This is a genomic window from Rhodococcus sp. ACPA1, from assembly GCF_002300195.1.
Lineage (GTDB): Bacteria > Actinomycetota > Actinomycetes > Mycobacteriales > Mycobacteriaceae > Rhodococcus_F > Rhodococcus_F opacus.
Window position 1 is genome coordinate 373,779 of record NZ_NSDX01000001.1, and the last position, 18,098, is coordinate 391,876.

General features: G+C 67.0%; 17 protein-coding genes. 6 read left to right on the plus strand and 11 right to left on the minus strand.

The window, feature by feature from the left end; genetic code table 11:
- Nucleotides 1–6 precede the first annotated feature (6 nt).
- Together CJ177_RS01635 and CJ177_RS01640 are read left to right on the plus strand one after the other, a co-directional pair.
- Nucleotides 7–420, plus strand: a complete 414-nt coding sequence (locus tag CJ177_RS01635) for a glyoxalase/bleomycin resistance/extradiol dioxygenase family protein (protein ID WP_061042747.1) — start codon at nucleotides 7–9, stop codon at nucleotides 418–420.
- Nucleotides 421–447: 27 nt separating this feature from the next.
- Nucleotides 448–1,125, plus strand: coding sequence for a pyridoxal 5'-phosphate synthase (locus tag CJ177_RS01640; protein ID WP_061042740.1), 678 nt, complete (start codon nucleotides 448–450; stop codon nucleotides 1,123–1,125).
- A gap of 19 nt (nucleotides 1,126–1,144) precedes the next feature.
- Here CJ177_RS01640 and CJ177_RS01645 read toward each other — a convergent pair whose 3' ends face one another.
- The 7 genes from CJ177_RS01645 to CJ177_RS01675 form a co-directional block, all read right to left on the minus strand.
- Nucleotides 1,145–1,657 carry a hypothetical protein gene (locus tag CJ177_RS01645; RefSeq protein WP_095867156.1) on the minus strand — a complete coding sequence of 171 codons (513 nt, stop codon included), beginning with the start codon at nucleotides 1,655–1,657 and terminating at the stop codon, nucleotides 1,145–1,147.
- A gap of 155 nt (nucleotides 1,658–1,812) precedes the next feature.
- Nucleotides 1,813–2,610, minus strand: a complete 798-nt coding sequence (locus CJ177_RS01650; RefSeq protein ID WP_005238759.1) for an IclR family transcriptional regulator — start codon at nucleotides 2,608–2,610, stop codon at nucleotides 1,813–1,815.
- A 72-nt stretch (nucleotides 2,611–2,682) separates the two neighbouring features.
- The gene (locus tag CJ177_RS01655; protein WP_061042742.1) at nucleotides 2,683–3,843 is read right to left on the minus strand and encodes an enolase C-terminal domain-like protein; all 1,161 of its coding nucleotides are present in this window, start codon (nucleotides 3,841–3,843) and stop codon (nucleotides 2,683–2,685) included.
- Nucleotides 3,844–3,870: 27 nt separating this feature from the next.
- A complete protein-coding gene (locus CJ177_RS01660; RefSeq protein ID WP_037179041.1) occupies nucleotides 3,871–5,193 on the minus strand; it encodes a sugar ABC transporter substrate-binding protein in 1,323 nt (440 codons plus the stop codon).
- A 26-nt stretch (nucleotides 5,194–5,219) separates the two neighbouring features.
- Nucleotides 5,220–6,101 (minus strand): carbohydrate ABC transporter permease, encoded by an 882-nt coding sequence (locus CJ177_RS01665; RefSeq protein WP_025432120.1) that lies wholly within the window; start codon nucleotides 6,099–6,101, stop codon nucleotides 5,220–5,222.
- Nucleotides 6,102–6,106: 5 nt separating this feature from the next.
- Complete coding sequence (locus tag CJ177_RS01670) at nucleotides 6,107–7,066, minus strand: carbohydrate ABC transporter permease (protein ID WP_005238763.1); 960 nt, start codon at nucleotides 7,064–7,066, stop codon at nucleotides 6,107–6,109.
- Nucleotides 7,067–7,334: 268 nt separating this feature from the next.
- Entirely contained in the window at nucleotides 7,335–8,420 is a 1,086-nt protein-coding gene (locus CJ177_RS01675; protein ID WP_061042743.1) for a hypothetical protein, read from the minus strand.
- Between the two features lie 56 nt (nucleotides 8,421–8,476).
- Here CJ177_RS01675 and CJ177_RS01680 point away from each other — a divergent pair, with 56 nt between their 5' ends.
- On the plus strand, nucleotides 8,477–9,658 hold the full coding sequence (locus tag CJ177_RS01680; RefSeq protein WP_061042744.1) for a hypothetical protein: 1,182 nt from the start codon (nucleotides 8,477–8,479) through the stop codon (nucleotides 9,656–9,658).
- A gap of 46 nt (nucleotides 9,659–9,704) precedes the next feature.
- Here the strand turns inward: CJ177_RS01680 and CJ177_RS01685 are convergent, their stop codons facing one another.
- Entirely contained in the window at nucleotides 9,705–10,529 is an 825-nt protein-coding gene (locus CJ177_RS01685) for an NAD(P)-dependent oxidoreductase (RefSeq protein WP_061700345.1), read from the minus strand.
- A 172-nt stretch (nucleotides 10,530–10,701) separates the two neighbouring features.
- Here CJ177_RS01685 and CJ177_RS01690 point away from each other — a divergent pair, with 172 nt between their 5' ends.
- Both CJ177_RS01690 and CJ177_RS01695 read left to right on the plus strand, forming a co-directional pair.
- Nucleotides 10,702–11,781: an ABC transporter ATP-binding protein gene (locus tag CJ177_RS01690; RefSeq protein WP_061700344.1), complete on the plus strand. Its 1,080-nt coding sequence runs from the start codon at nucleotides 10,702–10,704 to the stop codon at nucleotides 11,779–11,781.
- Nucleotides 11,782–11,835: 54 nt separating this feature from the next.
- Complete coding sequence (locus CJ177_RS01695; protein ID WP_095867157.1) at nucleotides 11,836–12,741, plus strand: 5-dehydro-4-deoxyglucarate dehydratase; 906 nt, start codon at nucleotides 11,836–11,838, stop codon at nucleotides 12,739–12,741.
- A gap of 76 nt (nucleotides 12,742–12,817) precedes the next feature.
- Here CJ177_RS01695 and CJ177_RS01700 read toward each other — a convergent pair whose 3' ends face one another.
- A complete protein-coding gene (locus CJ177_RS01700) occupies nucleotides 12,818–14,521 on the minus strand; it encodes a peptide chain release factor 3 (RefSeq protein WP_005238769.1) in 1,704 nt (567 codons plus the stop codon).
- Nucleotides 14,522–14,733: 212 nt separating this feature from the next.
- On the opposite strand from CJ177_RS01700, the gene CJ177_RS01705 reads away from it, so the two are divergent.
- Nucleotides 14,734–16,365, plus strand: a complete 1,632-nt coding sequence (locus CJ177_RS01705; RefSeq protein WP_025432121.1) for a fatty acyl-AMP ligase — start codon at nucleotides 14,734–14,736, stop codon at nucleotides 16,363–16,365.
- A gap of 66 nt (nucleotides 16,366–16,431) precedes the next feature.
- Here CJ177_RS01705 and pth read toward each other — a convergent pair whose 3' ends face one another.
- A complete protein-coding gene (pth, locus tag CJ177_RS01710; protein ID WP_005238771.1) occupies nucleotides 16,432–17,004 on the minus strand; it encodes an aminoacyl-tRNA hydrolase in 573 nt (190 codons plus the stop codon).
- Nucleotides 17,005–17,111: 107 nt separating this feature from the next.
- The gene (locus CJ177_RS01715) at nucleotides 17,112–17,738 is read right to left on the minus strand and encodes a 50S ribosomal protein L25/general stress protein Ctc (RefSeq protein WP_005238772.1); all 627 of its coding nucleotides are present in this window, start codon (nucleotides 17,736–17,738) and stop codon (nucleotides 17,112–17,114) included.
- Nucleotides 17,739–18,098: the final 360 nt, after the last annotated feature.

Consider the following 18,098-nt stretch of genomic DNA (forward strand, 5'->3'; position numbering starts at 1 on the left):
GTGACGATGGCTCCGGAAGTCCCCGTTCCCGGCGCGCTGCCGTATCTGACGGTGCGGCGGGGTGTCGAGGCCATCGAGTGGTATTCCAAGGTGTTCGGCGCCGAGGTGGTGGGCGAGCCGATCGTCATGGAGGACGGCCGGGTCGGTCATGCGGAACTGCGGTTGCCGAGCGGCATGATCTACCTCGCCGAGGAGTTCCCCGAGATGGGTCTGACGGCGCCGGAATCGGGTTCGACGTCGGTGAGCCTGATGTTGTCCGTCGACGATCCCGATGCCGTCCTGGCGGGTGCCCGCGACGCCGGCGGCAAGGTGGAACGGTGGATCTCGGAGGGCCACGGACACCGCAACGCCACACTCATCGATCCGTTCGGTCACCGCTGGATGCTGGTGGGGCCGACGGATCCGGCCGCGTCGGTCTGAAGCCCGGGCCGCGGCTACTGTCGGCACATGCCGACCACACCCGACCGTTCGTCGTTTCCGGACACCCGCGCGTGGATTCGCGCCCTGCCCGCTCTCGGCGGCGAGACGCCTCCGCCCGTCGACGCGCTTCCGGAGTCGCCGACAACACTGTTTCTCGACTGGATCACGCAGGCCGCGGTGGCCGGTGTTCCGGAACCGCACGCCGCCGCGCTGTCGACCGTCGATTCCGACGGCAACCCGGACGCACGTTTCCTGCTCCTCAAGGACGTCACGGAGCAGGGCTTCTGGTTCTCGGGTGACACACGCTCGCCGAAGGGGCGTGAACTGGCCACGAATGCCGTTGCGGCGCTGTCGTTCTACTGGCGAGAACAGGGTCGGCAGGTGCGGGTGCGCGGTTCCGTCGTCGAGGGCGATCCGGCGCTCTCCGCCCGCGACTTCCGCGAACGGTCGGTCACCGCGCGGGCCGTGGCCGCGGCCAGTCGTCAGAGCGAGGTCCTGGATGATCCCGCCGAATACGAACGCGCCGTCGCGGCGGCGGTGGCCCGCATCGAGGCCGACCCCGACTTCGTGTCCGGAACGTGGCGGGCATGGTGCATCGTCCCCGACAGTGTCGAGTTCTGGCAGGCGGACGCCGGGCGCAGGCACGTGCGCCAGCTCTACCGCCGCGAGTCCGGCCGGTGGATCCGCGAGGTGCTGTGGCCCTGACGGCGCCCGGCGGCGGGGGTCAGCGTGCGGTCGCGGACGGCGAGCGCAGGTCGACGACGATCGACTGGCCGTTCAGCTCGGCATGGATCTCGGGGCGCTCGAACCCGGCCGCGACGAGGTACTCGCCGAGCAACGCCAGCAGTTCGTCGGCGTCCACGGTGGGATCGGCGGAGTGACTGCTCGCCGACGCGAGGTGCTCCTCGAGCAGTTCGGTGTGTGCAAGACGGCCCGCGACTCGCACGGCTGCCACTCCCATCGCGTTGCGTCGCATGACGGTGCGCCCACGAGATTCGAGCGACGCCGTCGAGTCGGAGGCCTCGGCCGGCTCCTCGGTGCTGTGCGAACCCGAGCTGCGCGTCGGCAGCGGGAAGGTGAACGTCTCGGCGGAGCTGGTCGTGGACTTGCCGTTGCCGTTGCCGTTGCTGCCGGTCAGCCCGCCCGTGCTCGGTTCAGCGAAAGGGGACTCCGATGCCGAGTTCGTGCCGGCGGAGCCGTTGCTGCCCGATCCGTTGGTGGAAATGCCGTTCTCCATCGTGTCGCTTCCTGCTCGTGGCCAAACGGGTACCGCGCAAAGCCCGTCAGTGTGCTCGATTCGACCTGAAAGCTACCAGGAGGGTCCGGCGGGCCGCACGCCTCGACGGCGCACGGCGCGGCCCCGGTCGGTCTCGGGTGCACGGTGCCGTCACGTCATCGCACCCCCTCGGCCCTCAATTCCCGGGCCCAGGCGGACGCGTGCTTCGTGAGCACGCCGGCGATCCGCTCCAGCTCACCCGGGTACGACGCGACCTCGGCGGGCATGGACACGCTGAGGGCGTCGGTGGCGGGGATTCGGTAGGGCACGACGGTTGCGATACACACCACGCCGACCGTCCCCTGTTCTCGTTCCAGGGCCCACCCGCGGTTGCGCACCTCGCCCAGTTCGGTGACGAGGTCGTCGATGTCGACGATGGAGTTCTCGGTGAATCGCTCGAGTTTCGCCGGCAGCATCTCCCGGACCTCGCTGGTCGTGAGCTCGGCGAGCAGGGCCTGCCCGAGCGCGGTGACGTGACACGGCAGCTTGCGGCCGACGCGGTGCATACGCCGAACCTCGACCTTCGAACCGCGGCTGGCGAGATAGATGACGCTGGCCTCGTCGCGCCGCGCGAAGTGGACGGTATGACTGACTTCCGACCGGAGCGCCTCGAGCACCGCTGCTGCCCTCGAGACGACCGAATCCTTGTCGAGATACGACGTGCCGGCGAGCAGCGCATGGGTGCCGATGCCGTAGCGCGACCCGGACTCGTCGGCTTCGATCCACCGCAGATCCTTGAGCGTGCGCAGGAGGGCGTGCAGGCTCGAGCGCGGATACTTGCACGCTTCCTGCAACTCGCCGAGGCTCATACGCGTCGGCGATGCGGCGAGCGTCTCGAGGATGTGGATGGTGCGCTCGGCAGATTTGACCGGCTGGGTCTCCGGCGCTGCCCCACGCATGTCTTCTGTCACCATGAAGACACTATCTCTCATTCTGAACGCGATATCACCTACTGACCCGTGTTCGGTGGCGGCGACGTGGCGCATTCAGTACTCCGCGACGAGGTTGGCCGCGATGTAGTCGAGATCGATGTCCTCGCCGAGACCCGGTCTCTGCGGCATCGCCACCATGCCGTTCTCGTCGACGGGGTCGACGATGGAATTCAGGTGCGGCGGCACCCAGTCGTAATCCACGTGCGGGTGCAGCAGACCGCGCTCGTACCACTGGACGTTGTTGCCGGCTCCGACGAGCGCGAGGTTCGGGGCGCCGTTGCCGTGGATCTCGCATTCGAGTCCGAAGCCCTCGGCCATGTGCATCGTCTTCAGGGCCGGTGTGATGCCACCACCGTTCATGGCCCCGACCCGCAGGATGTCGCACGCCTCGTTCGCAATCCAGTCGGCACGGGATCGGTGCCGGCCCGGCGTGGTCTCGGGTCCGATCACCGGGGTGTCGATCTGGTCGGCGAGCCACTTGTACGAGCGCAGCGAGAACTCGTCCATCGGCTCCTCGAACCAATCGAACTTCAGCCGGTCCAGCTCGCGACCGAGCCTCAGAGCGTCGGTGCGCGAGTACCAGTGGTACCCGTCGAGCATCAGCGAAAAGTTGTCGCCGACGGCATCACGCACGGCGGCACACGCGTCGATGTCCCGGGTCAGATTCGGGGAGCCCGGCAGCGGAGGCATCCAGGTGTGCAGCTTGATGCCCTGGTAGCCCTGCCTCTTCAGCGCGACCGCGAAGTTCGCGTAGTCCTCCGGGGTGGCGAGGCCGCCGTCGATGTCGTCGCCGCACATGGTGCTGGCATACGCCTTGATCTCGGTGCGCGCACCGCCGAGCAGCTTCCACACCGGCGTGTCGAACTTGTTGCCTGCCAGGTCCCACAATGCCTGGTCCAGGTAGCTGCAACTGTGCTCGGGAAGTTCGACCGCCCGTGTGCGCTGACGAATCGCGAACTTCTTGTCCATCGCCTCGCGTGCCAGCGGATCGGAGCCGATCAGGACGGGCCGGAAGTGCTGCTCCACCTGGTCCTGCCGAAGGTAGTTCGGCTTGCCCAGTACGTAGCCGCTGACGCCGTCGGAGTCGGTGATCCGCAGGAGCGCCCCCGTCGCGGGCACGGACGGGCCGGGATGGCGATGACCGTACGAGTCGACCGAGGTGCGTGCCTCGGTCTTGAAAACCTGCACGGCGACTTCTGTGATCACGCTGGACATGGTGATTCGCTTCCTGTTCGAAATCTTCTACTTGCCCTGGCGGGCGATGTACTTGGCCATGGAGCGATCGAGTTTCTCGGCGAAGTCGTCGGCGAAATCCTGTGCGCTGAGCTGCCCGATGAGCACCTTCTGCCACTGCCCGAGCATCTGCACCTGAACGATCTTCCCGAAGTCGGGCAGGTAGTCCGGAGGGGTGACCAGTACGGTTGCCGGGTCGTCCAGTGCTGCGAGCGCAGCCTGCACCGACGGCATGTTCGCGAACTCGGGAGCCGAGCGCGCAGTCTTGTTGACCGGGATCTGCCCGACGCGCTCGTTCCAGTACGCCTGCGATTCCTGGGACGTCATGAACTCGACGAACTTCCACGCCGCGGCCTGATGCCGGCTGCTCTTGAACACCGTGTACGACGGGAACGGGTCCGTCATGACGGTGCGCTTTCCGTCCTCGTTGCGCGGCAGCGCCACAGCTCCGGCCTTGTCGCCGAGAGCCTTCTCGTGGTTGCTCAGCGAGCCGAGGTTGTGCTGCATCATGGCCACCGAACCGCCGCCGAAGCTGGCGACCATCTGCGGGAAGCCGTTGTTGACGTCGGCGGTCGGGGTGTCGACGTCGTAGAGCGCCGCGAACCGTGCGATGGCGTCGACCATCTCGGGACGGTTCAGCGTCGACTCGCCGTCTTCGAAGAAGCTCTCGACACCGGTGCTGGCGAACATGTACTGCAGCAGCGGGTAGATCGATCCGGCGCCACCGCGGATGGTGAATCCGTAACGGCCGTCGTCCTTGTCGGTCAGAGTCTGTGCGGCCTCGTAGAATTCGTCGTACGTGTCGGGGGGTTCGATCCCGGCTTCGGCGAACCAGTCGGCGCGGTACCAGAGGGTGGCGTTGTTGCTGGTGTAGGGGAGACCGTACAGGTGCTCACCGCCGCCGGATTCACGTGCCGACTCGAGAATTCCGGCGTCGTATTCGTCGTGCTGCGGTGATGCCGCCACGAAGTCGTCGAGTGAGATGACGGCGTTCTGGGCGACGAGCGGGGCCAGGTAGGCGGTCGAGACTATCCCGAGGTCGGGCGCCGAACCGCCGGCGAGCGCAGTCTGGTACTTCTGCTGGGCGCTGTCCGACGGCAGGCCGACGTATTCGATGTCGATGCCGGGGTTGGCGGCCTCGAACCGCCGGATGAGCTCTTCGTAGAGGGGAGTGCGGTCCGGTCCGGCGTTGTTGTCCCAGAAGGTGAGCCGGGCGTTGTTCGGGTCGCCGAGTGCTCCGTCGGGCAGGGAGGTTTCGGAACTGCAGGAGGCGAGCACGAGCGTGGCCGCCGCGCCTACCAGGGTGGAACGCAGGAGGGTTCGCCGGTTCATGTGGGTCCTCTTTTCGAAAGTCATGGTCAGCCCTTGACCGCGCCGGCGCTCAGGCCCTGGACGAGGTACTTCTGGATGACGGCGAAGACGGCGACGACCGGCACCGCGGCGATCAGACCGCCGGCGGCGAGAACCCCGAAGTCGACGTTGTAGGAGCCGATGGTGTAGCTGAGTCCGACCGGCAGCGTGAACTTCTCCTGGCTGCTGATGAACATCAGGCCGAACAGGAAGTTGTTCCAGCTGCCGATGAAGGCGAACGATCCGACGGCGATCAGGCCGGGTCGCAGCAGCGGCAGCATGATGATGCGGAACGCGCGCAGGCGCGAGCAGCCGTCGACCATCGCGGCTTCTTCCAGTTCTACCGGAATCTGCGCGATGAAACCTGCCATCAGCATGGCGGCGAGTGGAAGCTGGAACACGGTGTCGGCGATGATGAGGCCGGTCAGGTTGTTGACGAGGTTCATCTCGCGGAACACCTGGAACAGGGGGATGAGCAGCATGGCGCCGGGCACGAACTGGCTGCAGAGCAGGGCCATCACCAACGGGATCTTGGCGCGGAACTTGAAGCGGGCCAACGCATATCCGGTGGCAAGTGCGACGAACGTGGTCAGGACTAGGGACAACGCGGCAACGATGAGGCTGTTCTTGAAGAAGAAGCTGAAGCCGAGGGTGTTCCACACGGTGTCGAAGTGCTCGAACGTGATGGGCCAGGGGAGCATCGAATTCGATCCGGCGGGCCGGAAGGCGAACACGATCATCCAGTAGAAGGGGACGAGAGTGAAGAGCAGGTACAGCGCGAGCGGCAGTCCGACGCTGAACATGCGGGGCTTCGTCTTGTGTACGCGCAGCTTCCCGGTGGTGTCCGGTTCGGACAGCGCAACGGCGGGACGATCGGTGGTGGTGGTCACGACGGTCAGACCTTCTCACTGTTGAACTTGCTCAGGCGCAAGTAGAGGATCGAGCAGAACAGCAGGATCACGAATGCGACCGTGGTGAGTGCCGAGCCGTATCCGAAGTCCTGGGCGGTGGTTGCGAGCTGTGAGACGTACAGCGGCAGTGTCGTGGTGACGTCGGCCGGGCCACCCGCCGTGAGGGTGTACAGCAGATCGACGTTGTTGAATTCCCACACACCGCGCAGCAGCGTCGACAGGATGATGACGGCCTTCAGGTGCGGGAGGGTGACGAAGCGGAACCGCTGCCAGCGGTTGGCGCCGTCCACGTTGGCCGCCTCGTACAGGTCCTTGGGGGCGCTCTGCAGCTCGGCCAGGATGAGAATGGCGAAGAACGGCACACCACGCCACAGCTCCGCGACGCCCGTTGCCCAGAACGCGGTGTCCGGATCGGCGATGGGAGCGGCAGTGCCGTCACCGATTCCCATGTTGCCGAGAAGCTTGAAGAGACCGGTCGACGGGTTGTAGATCAGCAGCCAGATGCCGGTGGTGAGGACGCCGGACACCGCCCAGGGGGAGAACACGAGGGCGCGTGCCAGGCCGCGGCCCCGGAACACCTCGTTGACCAGCAAGGCCAGTCCGAGTCCGAGGATCAACTGGAACACGACCTGGAATCCGACCCACTTCGCGGTGGTGACCAGGCTGGTCCAGAAGAGGGAGTCGGCGAACATCAGCCGGAAGTTGTCGAGGCCGGCGAAGCCGTTGTCCCACGGCGTCGTCGGGTTGTAGTACTGCAGGCTGTAGTAGAAGACGCTACCGACCGGGTAGAAGATGAAGACGGCCAGCAGGATGACCACCGGTGCGATCAGGATGTAGGGGGCAGAGGCTCTGCGCCATGCCGGTCTGCGACGAGTTCGACCGGGAGAGGCCGGCGCCGCCGGCGCGGACTGCCCTCCTGGCCTGGGGGAGGTGGTGGTGACCATGGTGCACGCTCCGAAGTTCGGTGCCGGTTGCGCCGGCGGGTCAGGGGATTGTGGCTACTGCTGCTGAGGCGAGATCACGGAGGTGGCTCGTCAGCGTGGAAGGTGATGGGAACGACGCGGCGTCCGACCTGCCCGAGGTGCCCGGTGTGCGTAAGGGTTCCGTGGGCGGTGCCTGCGCTCGCGCGTTCATGTATGTGAACTCACGTCCTCTATGTGAATTGTCGAACTCACTATGACGGCAGTCACAAGGTCTGTCAAGGGTGTTCGCCTAGACAGTGCGGGCGAGCCACTCGGCGGCCTCGACCTGCATTTCGGCCGAAAACCGGTGTCCGCCTGCGAACCACTGCGTAGTGAGCGCCCCGAACCCGTCGTATGCCCGGCGCAGCACGGCCTCGGAGTCGCGCATTCCCTGGCGGCTGAAGTGGGAGTCGTCCAGCGCGAACTGAACCAGTAGCGGCCGCGGCGCATGGCATGCGGCGATCTCGGGCCAGTCGCACACCGCCGGCAGGCCCGGAGTGACCATCAGCCACGTCGTATCGTCTGCTCTGCCGTCCGCGACATCCGCGAACGTGCTCATCATCGCGGTGATCACCCCCGCTCGCAGGCGTGTCGAACACGCCAGTAGATGTGCGACGCGCGCGCCGCCGCCCGAGAATCCCGCGGCGGCGACCCGGTTCGGATCGACACCGTCGGTCGTGAGGAGCACGTTCAGCGCCCGAAGGTCCTCGGCGACGACCGTTCCGGCGAGCGAGGTGCCCGTCAGGGCGGCGGTTTTGGCGAGTCCGTGTTCGTGCTCGCGCGCTGCCGCGTCGTATCGGCGCCGACGGATCCCGGGGGTGTCCGGACCGGGTGGGAAGGCGGCGTATCCCGCTGCTGTGGCTCGGTCCGGTAGTTCCGGCCAGGGCACCCGCCGGCTGCCCCAGGGGAACACGTCGTGCACGAGGACGACGAAGCCTGCGTGCACGAGTCCTGTTGCGACCGACCTGCCTTCGTAACCGCGGGTCCGGAGTCCGGGGATACCCGGTGGGGCTCCGCCGGGACCATCGGCCACCTTTTCCTTGCCGTAGAACTTGACGCCGTCGTGTGCGTGCATCAGCAGGACCGCAGGGCGGGCCGTGGTCTCGCCTCCGTGGTCGGGGCGGAGGAGCCAGCCCGCGGTGTCGGGGCCGTCGTCACCGGCCGCCCAGGTGAGTTCGCGACCGGCGACGCCGTGTCGGATCCACGACCTGCCGTACGTCACGCCGGGTGTGTCCGCCGCCGATTCGTCCGTCACGCCGAGGACCTCGCGAACGGCGTCGCGTCGCGCGTCGTACGGGGTCGGTCGTGGACAGTCGGCCGAATGGTGTGTTCCCATGTGTGAACTCCGTCTTGTCTATCGAACTCTGTACTCGAACCGTTGAGGGGAACCGCATGTCCGGAAGAACAGTCGATCGCATCGTCGCGCACGCGTATCCGTGGGACGTGCTCGGTGATCCGCACTTCGTCGACCGAGCGCGCGCGCTCGGAGTCGCCGAGATCTCACTCGCCGCCAGCTATCACTCGACCCGCGCGGCAACCCCGTTGCATCCCGCCCACAAAGTGGTCGACGCGCATCACGCCGCGCTGTACCGGCCCATCCGACCTGCTGCGTGGGACGGGCACGCGGTCACGGCCAGGGCGGCGACGTGGGGCGGATCCGAGGATGCGTTCGCCGATGCGGCTCGCATCCTGATCGACGCGGGCATTCGCGTGAACGCATGGATCGTACTGTCCCACAGCACTGTTCTGGGTCACGCGCATCCCGACGCCACCGTCGTCAATTGCTTCGGAGACCGCTACCCCTACGCGCTCGCGCCCGGGCACCCGGACATCGTCCGGTACGCCCGCACCCTCGCGGCGGAGGCGGTGCGCGGTGTCGACCTGCACGGTGTGTCGATCGAAGCATGCGGACAGCTCGGGATCGCCCATGTCGGCCCGCACGAGAAGACCGATGGCGCATTTCCGGGCATCGGCGACACGTTGATGTCGATCAGCTGCACCGAACGGGAACGCGCACTGTGGGCGGAGCGGGACGTCGATCCGGACAAGATGATCGCGAAGCTGCGGTCCGGCGTGGATGCGCTGTCCATGGGGACGCTCGCTCCGGACGCCGCGATCACCGACATCCTCGGTGAGGCGGAGGCGGACGCGGTGCTGTCCGTGCGCCACGCGGACGCCGATGCTCTCCGGGGTGCGGTGCTCGGCGCCGTACGCGCCGAGATCCCGTCGGCCCGCGTCACGCTGCACTGCCATCCGAACCCGTGGAAGACCGGGCCGTCGCCCGCGCTGACCTCGGCAGCTTCGGCAGACGTGGACGCCGTGCTCGTCTCGGCCTGGCCGGGGACGGCCGAAACCGTCGCCGTCACGAAGGGCACCCGGGCGATCGTCGGGGAGGCCGTCGACGTCGGCGCCTACGTGTCGGTGCTGCCGCCGAAGAATCTCGACGACGTGAGCAGCCATGTCGCGGCCACGGTCGCGGCTGGAGCGAACGAGCTGCACCTCTATCACCTCGGGTTGGTCAACAAGGTGCAACTCGACGCGTTGGGGCGCATCGTCGGCGACTACTCCGTCTGACGCGGACGGGGTGGGCACCGTCGCTGGTGCCCACCCCGGCTCGGCGTCAGCGCATCCGTTGTCCGAGCGGGTGGTCGCAGAACGCGCCGCCGACACGCTGGAGGATCGGATCGTCGAACGTCCATTCGTGATCGGCCAGGAACTCGTCGGCGAACACCTCTGCGTCGTCCTGAGGTTCGTATCCGATGGCTGCACCCTCTGCTGCGGACCACCAGCTGCGGGTGTTCCGCGAGATACCCCACACGGTGTGAAATCCCTTGGCGGAGTCGGACAGTGCGGCTTCGATCAGGCGAGCGGTGTCGGCCGGTGACATCCAGGAGGCGAGGCCGCGGTAGTTGGGCGGCCGGTCGAAGCTCGAGCCGATCCGCAGGTTGACGACGTCGATGCCGAAGCGATCGTGGTACAGCCGGCCGAGCGCCTCGACCGCTGCCTTGCTCCAGCCGTAGAACCCGTCCGGACGGGGCGGGACGTCGCCGGGCAGCGCGTTCGAGCCGGCTTCCGCGTGTGTCCAGAAACCGACGGCGTGGTTGCTCGACGCTGCGATCACGCGCGTCACTCCGTGTGCGACGGCGGCCTCGAACACCGCCTGGGTGCCGTCCACGTTGACGGACAGAATGTTCTCCCACGAGTCCTCGGTGCTGAGTCCGCCCAGGTGAAGTACGGCGTCGACGCCGTCGACCGCAGCAGCTACGGCGGCGCGGTCGGTGACCGAACCCTGGACGAACTCCTCGTGTTCAGGGTCGATGTCGGTGATGTCGGCGATGTCGAACAGGCGCAGGGTGCGGCCGGGTTTGCGGAGCAAGGGTCGCAGCATCTTGCCCATGTTTCCTGCCGCGCCGGTGATCAGCAGACGCGAGGTGGTGTCGGTCATGTCTTCTCGTACCTCTCTGGGGGTAAGCCTTGTAATGCACATCACGGTAGTACATACTTCGAAACGAAGTCACTATCTTGACGAAGATTCACGTATGTGAACGGATCGTCTGACTCACACTCCCACTCGGATCGTCCGGCACGTTCCTGCCGGTGAAGGGACACCCACCATCATGGCAACAGTCGCATTCCACGGCGTCACCAAATTGTTCCCCGGCGGCGACAAGGCCGCGGTCGATCACCTGGACCTCGAAATAGAGGACGGCGAGTTCCTCGTCCTCGTCGGACCGTCCGGTTGCGGCAAGTCGACGTCGCTGCGCATGCTTGCGGGACTCGAAGACGTGGACCGGGGCACGATCGCCATCGGCGGCAACGATGTCACCGAGTTTCAGCCGAAGGACCGTGACATCGCCATGGTCTTCCAGAACTACGCTCTCTACCCGCACATGACGGTGGGCGAGAACATGGGCTTCGGTCTCCGCATCGCCGGCGAGGACAAGGCGGAGATCAAACGACGCGTCCAGGACGCGGCCAAGATCCTCGACCTCACCAAGTTTCTCGACCGCAAACCCAAGGCCCTGTCCGGTGGCCAGCGGCAGCGAGTGGCCATGGGGCGCGCCATCGTTCGCAAGCCACAGGTGTTCCTGATGGACGAGCCTCTGTCCAATCTCGATGCCAAACTGCGCGTGCAGACCCGTGCGCAGATCTCGGCGCTGCAGCGTCGTCTCGCCACCACCACCGTGTACGTGACGCACGATCAGGTCGAGGCCATGACGATGGGCGACCGCGTCGCCGTCCTGAAAGACGGCGTGCTCCAGCAGTGCGACACTCCACGCCGCATGTACGAGCACCCGAACAACGTCTTCGTCGCCGGGTTCATCGGCTCGCCCGCGATGAACCTTCTCGAACTTCCGCTCGTCGACGGCGGTGTCAGCTTCGGCGGTTCCGTGGTCCCCGTTCCGCGTGGTGCGATTGCCGGTATCGGTGAAAGCTCGGTCACGCTCGGAGTGCGTCCGGAGGATCTCGTGATCACCACCGGCAGCGGACTCGACGTCACCATCGACGTCGTCGAAGAACTCGGCGCCGACGCGTACGTGTACGGCCAGGCGGACATCCACGGGCGCAGGCAGCCCATCGTCGTGCGCGCCGACGGTCGCATCCCACCGAGGCGCGGAGAGGTGATCACGCTGTCGTACGCGGCCGAGCGCACCCACCTGTTCTCCACCGTCACCGGTGAACGACTCGTCGACTAGCAGCGACCCCGTTCTCCGACGTACACCCGACCGCAGAATCATCAAGGAGCAACCATGCTTGACGGCGTTCTCTTCTTTCCTGTCACCCCGTTCGACGGCAACGGCGACGTCGACCTTCCCGCACTGGCACAGCACATCGAATCCGGCGTCGCGGCCGGACCGGGTGGGGTGTTCGCCGCGTGCGGCACCGGCGAGTTCCACGCACTGTCCGCGGCCGAGTTCCGGACCGTGGTGGAAACGGTGGTCACGGCCACGAAGGGCCGTGTCCCGGTCTTCGCCGGTGCCGGTGGAGCCCTCCCCGTCGCGAAGGAATTCGTGGCCATCGCCGAGGATGCGGGAGCGGACGGCATCCTGCTCCTGCCGCCCTATCTCGTCGGCGCGCCGGCCCTGGGCCTGGTGGAGTACGTGAAGCAGGTGTCGGAGGCGAGTGACCTCCCGGTCATCGTGTACCACCGAGCGAACGGCCAGTTCACCGAGCGGAGTGCTCTCGCGGTGGCGCGACTGCCGAAGGTCGTCGGGTTCAAGGACGGCGTCGGTGACCTCGACCTGACATCACGAATCGTGCGTACTCTGCGTGATTCTCTCGGCGACAAAGAATTTCAATTCTTCAACGGACTCCCGACCGCCGAGGTCTCGCAGCAGGCCTACCGGAGCATCGGAGTCGCGCTCTATTCCTCCGCGACGTTCGCATTCGCTCCGGACGTGTCGCTCGCCTACTACCGGGCGCTCGAGGAGGACGACACCGAGCTGGTCGACTCGCTCAACCGCGAGTTCTTCCATCCGCTGGTCCGGCTTCGCGACACCACCCCCGGCTACGCAGTCGCTCTGGTGAAAGCGGGCGTGACGTTCACCGGCCTCGACGCCGGCTCGGTGCGAGCGCCGCTCGTCGACGCCAGCGCCGAGCACCGGTACGAATTGGAGCAGATCGTGGCGGCGGGGCGGAAGGTGCTGGCGCAGTAGTGTCTTCGATCCATCGGCGGGATACGGACCCCGTCGATGGATCGAGGCTTCGAACGTAGGTCAGCGCCTGGGGGCGCTAGTCGGCGGCGGCCACGAGAGGCTCGAGCGTGAGGTCGGGCAGCTCCTTCTGGATGTACTGCAGGCGCCACTTGTCGCTGACGAGAGCCAGCATCACGCCGTCCGAGCGGGTGAACACCTCGACACCGCGCTGACGGTTCAGCTCGTCGGCCGACTCGGCGTCCGTGCGCCGCGCCAACGCGTAGCCCAGCGGTTCCATCCGGGCCTCGACGTTGAACTCGGCCTTCATCCGCGCCGCAACCACCTCGAACTGCATCGGTCCGACCGCGGCCATGACGGGTGAGGCGTCGCCGCGGAGGTCGTTGCGGAGGATCTGCACGACACCCTCGGAGTCGAGCTGATCCACGGCCCGCCGGAACTGCTTGTACTTGCCGGCGCTCTCGGCCCGCAGGATGGAAAAGTGCTCGGGAGCGAACGACGGGATCGGCGGGAACTCCACCTTCTTCTCGAAGAACAGGGTGTGGCCGGGGGCGAGTGCGGTGGCGTTGACGAGTCCCACCACGTCGCCGGGGTACGCCGACTCCACGGTCGAACGCTCGCGACCGAACACGGTCTGCGCGTACTTCGTCGTGAACGGCTTGCCGGTCTGGGCGTGGGTGACCACCATGCCGCGCTCGAACACACCCGACACGATGCGCATGAACGCCAGCCGGTCGCGGTGCGCGGTGTCCATGCCGGCCTGGACCTTGAAGACGACCGCGCTGAACGGGTCGGTGACCTCGCGGGGAGTGCCGCCGACGTCCTCCCGGGCGCGCGGCGGCGGCGCCAGCTCGACCAGCGTGTCGAGGATCTGGCGGACACCGAAGTTGAGCATCGCCGACGCGAAGATCACCGGCGACGTCTGGCCGCCGAGGAACAGCTCCTGGTCGTGATCCTGACCGGTGGCCGACAGCAGCTCGCTCTCCTCCGCGGCGGTCTCCCATTCGGAGCCCTCCTTCGCGAGGGCGGCGTCGGCATCCATGACCTCTTCGGGGGCGATCTTCGCGCCACCCGCGGTACGCGTGAAGCGGATGTACTCCCGCGGAGCACCGTCCTCGCCGCGCCGCAGCAGGCCCCGGAAGTCGCCGGCGATGCCGACGGGCCAGTACAGGGGAGTGGGGGTGAGCCCGATGCGTTCCTGGATCTCGTCGAGAAGCTCGAGCGGCGTCTGGCCCGGCCGGTCCCATTTGTTGATGACGGTGATCACCGGGATTCCGCGGTGACGGCACACCTGGAACAGCTTCAGCGTCTGCGGTTCGAGGCCCTTCGCGGCGTCGATCAGCATGACGGCGGCGTCGACCGCGGTCAGAACGCGGTACGTGTCCTCCGAGAAGTCGGAGTGACCGGGAGTGTCCACCAGGTTGATCACGTTGTCGACGGGCTCGTCCGCCGACGCCTCGGTGGAGCGGTAGTTGAACTGCAGGGCGGTGGAGCTGACCGAGATGCCGCGGGCCTTCTCCATCTCCATCCAGTCGGACACCGTCGACTTGCGGCCCGCCTTGCCGTGGACCGCGCCCGCTTCGGAGATGACCTTCGCATGGAGCGCGAGAGCCTCCGTCAGCGTCGACTTACCGGCGTCGGGATGCGAGATCACGGCGAACGTGCGGCGACGCGACGCCTCCGCACGGACACCCTTCTCGGATTTCCCCTCCGGTGAGCCGGACGTGGCGACAGGCGCCGCCTCGGCTGGAATGGTGTCGGCCGAGTCGGACGGGGTAGTCAACGAAGAACCTCTCGGGGGACGTGATGCGTGCAGGAAGGCCGTGTGGCCGCATACCAGGTTACTCGGGTGCCGAACACGAACGCGCAGCACAGTCACATCCAGGGAGGAGTAACGATCGGAGGCCGGTGAGGGATTTATATGGGTGAGTCGTCGGGGCGCTCCGGAGTTCACCGTTTCTGCGTTCGGACACCCGTATGTGCAGGAGGAAGACTGTGAGCAAGTTCACCGACGAGATGTACGCGACCGCGGCGAGCAGCACCCGTGGACTCAACACGGGTGAGCCCGACGCGCCGCTGCGGCAGCCGTGGGGCGAGATCCACAAGGCCGCGCGCCGCATGGCGGGCGCGCTCGCCGAAGCGGGTATCGGACACGGCGACGCCATCGGCATCCTCGCCGGTCAGCCCGTCGACATCGCACCCTCCTGCCAGGGCACCTGGATGCGAGGCGCGTCCGTCACCATGTTGCATCAGCCGACGCCGCGCACCGACCTGGCCGTGTGGGCCAAGGACACCGAGACCGTCATCAACATGATTCAGGCGAAGGCCGTCATCCTCGGTGCGCCGTTCGACGCCGCCAAGCCGCTGCTGGAGGAGCGCGGCATCACCGTGGTCACGGTGGCCGAGCTGAACGAGGGCACGGAGATCGACCCGGTCGAGACGTTCGAGAGCGACATCGCGCTGCAGCAGCTCACGTCCGGTTCCACCGGTTCCCCCAAGGCCGTGCAGATCACGCACGAGAACTTCTACACCAACGCCTACGCCATGATCGACCGCATCAAGTTCTCCATCGAGGACGACGTGATGATCAGCTGGCTGCCCCTGTTCCACGACATGGGGATGGTCGGGTTCCTGAGCGTGCCGATGCAGGTCGGCGCGGAGGTCGTGAGCATCACCCCGATGGACTTCCTCCGCACGCCGCTGCTGTGGGCGGAACTGATGGGGAAGTACAAAGGCACCGTGACGGCCGCCCCCAACTTCGCGTACTCGCTGCTCGCCCGCCGCCTCAAGCAGGCGGAGGACGGCGCCGTCGACCTCAGCACCGTCCGGTACATGTGGAACGGCGCCGAGCCCGTCGACCCCGAGACGATGACCAAGCTCGCCGAGGCGGGCGCCCGCTTCGGCCTGAACCCGTCCGCACTCGCCCCCGTCTACGGCATGGCCGAGACCACCCTCGCCGTCTCCATCCCGGATCCGGATCAGGGCCAGGTCCTCGACCTCGTCGACCCGGATCTCCTCGAGGCGATGCAGCGCGCCGTCCCGTCGAGCAAGCCGAACGCGCGTGCCCTCGCCACCCTCGGAAAGATGGTGCCGAACCTGGAGGGACGCGTCGTCGACAGCGAAGGGGAGCTGCTCCCGACCCGCGGTGTCGGCATCATCGAGGTCCGTGGCAAGGCGGTCACCCCCGGATACATCACGGTCGACGGTCACAAGCCCGCACAGGACGCGGACGGCTGGCTGAACACCGGCGACGTCGGCTACTTCACCGAAGAGGGCCTCGTCGTCGTGTGCGGCCGCGTCAAGGACGTCATCATCATGGGTGGCCGCAACATCTACCCGACGGACATCGAGCGGGCCGCCGGCACCGTCGCCGGAGTGCGTCCCGGCAACGCCGTGGCCGTCCGCCTCGACGCGGGGCAGAAGCGGGAAAGTTTCGCCGTCGCGGTGGAGACCAACGACTATCAGGACCCCGAAGTGGTCAAGCGCATCGAGCACGAGGTCGTGCATGCCGTGTTCTCCGAGGTCGGCGTGCGACCGCGCACGGTCGCGGTCCTCGGGCCCGGCAGCATCCCCAAGACGTCGTCGGGCAAACTCCGCCGCGCCACGTCGGCGAATCTGGTCCACTAGGCGCTCCGCGCCCGTGCGTGGTTGGAGAGTCCAGAGACTCGTTAACCACTCACGGGCGCGAAGCGCCTAATGCAGGCGGTTCTGCGCAGCCTCGAGCCCGACGCGCAGGACCAGCTCGACGGCGTCGGCGGATTCCTCGCAGACGAGGTCGAGTTCCTTGCGTTCCACCGAGGAGAACGGCTTCAACACGTACGACGCCGGATCCATCCGTCCGGGGGGACGGCCGATCCCGACGCGGGTGCGCAGATAGTCCTTGGTGCCGAGTGCGCTCGAGATGGACCGCAGGCCGTTGTGCCCGCCCTCACCGCCGCCCTGCTTGAGGCGAATGGTCCCGAAATCGAGGTCGAGTTCGTCGTGGATGACCACGATGTTGCCCGGATCGACGGAGAAGAACCGGGCCAGCCCGGCGACGGCGGAACCGGACAGGTTCATGAACGACCGCGGTTTGGCGAGGATGGTCGGACGGCCCTCGAGTCGACCCTGAACGATCTCGGCGCCGCTCTTCTTGTGCGCGCTGAACTTGCCACCCATGCGAGCGGACAGCACGCCGGCCACCATGAAGCCGACGTTGTGCCGGGTCTTCTCGTATTGCGGTCCGGGGTTGCCCAGACCCACCACCAGGGCGGTGTCTTCACTCACCGACAGGGTCCTTCCATGCGTGAGGGGGTCGTGTCAGACGACAGCGGCGCGTCACCCCGGACAATCCGGGACGACGCGCCGCCGACATCAGTGCGGTTGCGAGAGGATCAGCTCTCGGCGCCCTCTTCGGCCGGAGCCTCGGCGGGCTCGGCCGCGGCTTCGCCGGTCTCCTCTTCGAGGTCGGCAGCGGTCGGGGCTGCGACGACGTTGACGATGAGCAGTTCCTCGTCGGCCTGCAGGGTGGAACCCTTGGGCAGCTCGAGCTGGTTTGCCAGGATCTGGGTACCGACCTCGAGGCCCTCGACCGAGACCTCGATCTGCTCGGGGATGTGCAGCGCGTCCGCCTCTAGGGAGATGGTGGCGGCGTCCTGCGCGACCAGGGTGCCGGCAGCGGCCTCACCGGTGACGACGACGGGAACGTCGACGGTGACCTTCTCGCCCTTCTTGATGACCAGGAGGTCGGCGTGCTCGATGTAGTTGCGGATCGGGTGAACCACGACCGACTTGGTGAGCGCGACCTGCTCCTTGCCCTCGATGTCGAGGGTCAGGATGGCGTTGGTGCCGTGCGCGCGCAGGATGGCGGCGAAGTCGCGGGAGGGGACGTTCAGGTGGCGGGGGTCCTCACCGTGGCCGTACAGGACCGCGGGGACCTGGCCGTCGCGGCGCGCGCGGCGGGCGGCACCCTTGCCGAACTCGGTGCGCACGGCGGCTACGAGGCGATTTTCGTCAGACATGGTGAAACGGCTCCTACAACTCACGGTGGTAACTGGCGGGCGGTTCGAGTCGACGAGGGACGAACACGCGACGGCCAGGAGCGAAACGCTCGAGCAGAGCCGTCGCCGCGTCGATCACGGTGAGCCAGCTATTTGGAACTTCTGGTTCACCCTCGCCGAGACAACTTATGGAACTCTACCGGATGGCCCGCTGACCTGCTAATCGGGTGTCGTCGGGCGGGCTGCGCGACGACGAGGTGAGGCCGGTGCAATCCGGCGCGACCCTGCCGCCCGTCCCTGTGGCCCGTATCCCCGAGGTATCGAACTTCTCGATTCCCGACGGCGGCGAGTGGCGCGCCTGGACCTGGTCTGGTGCGACCA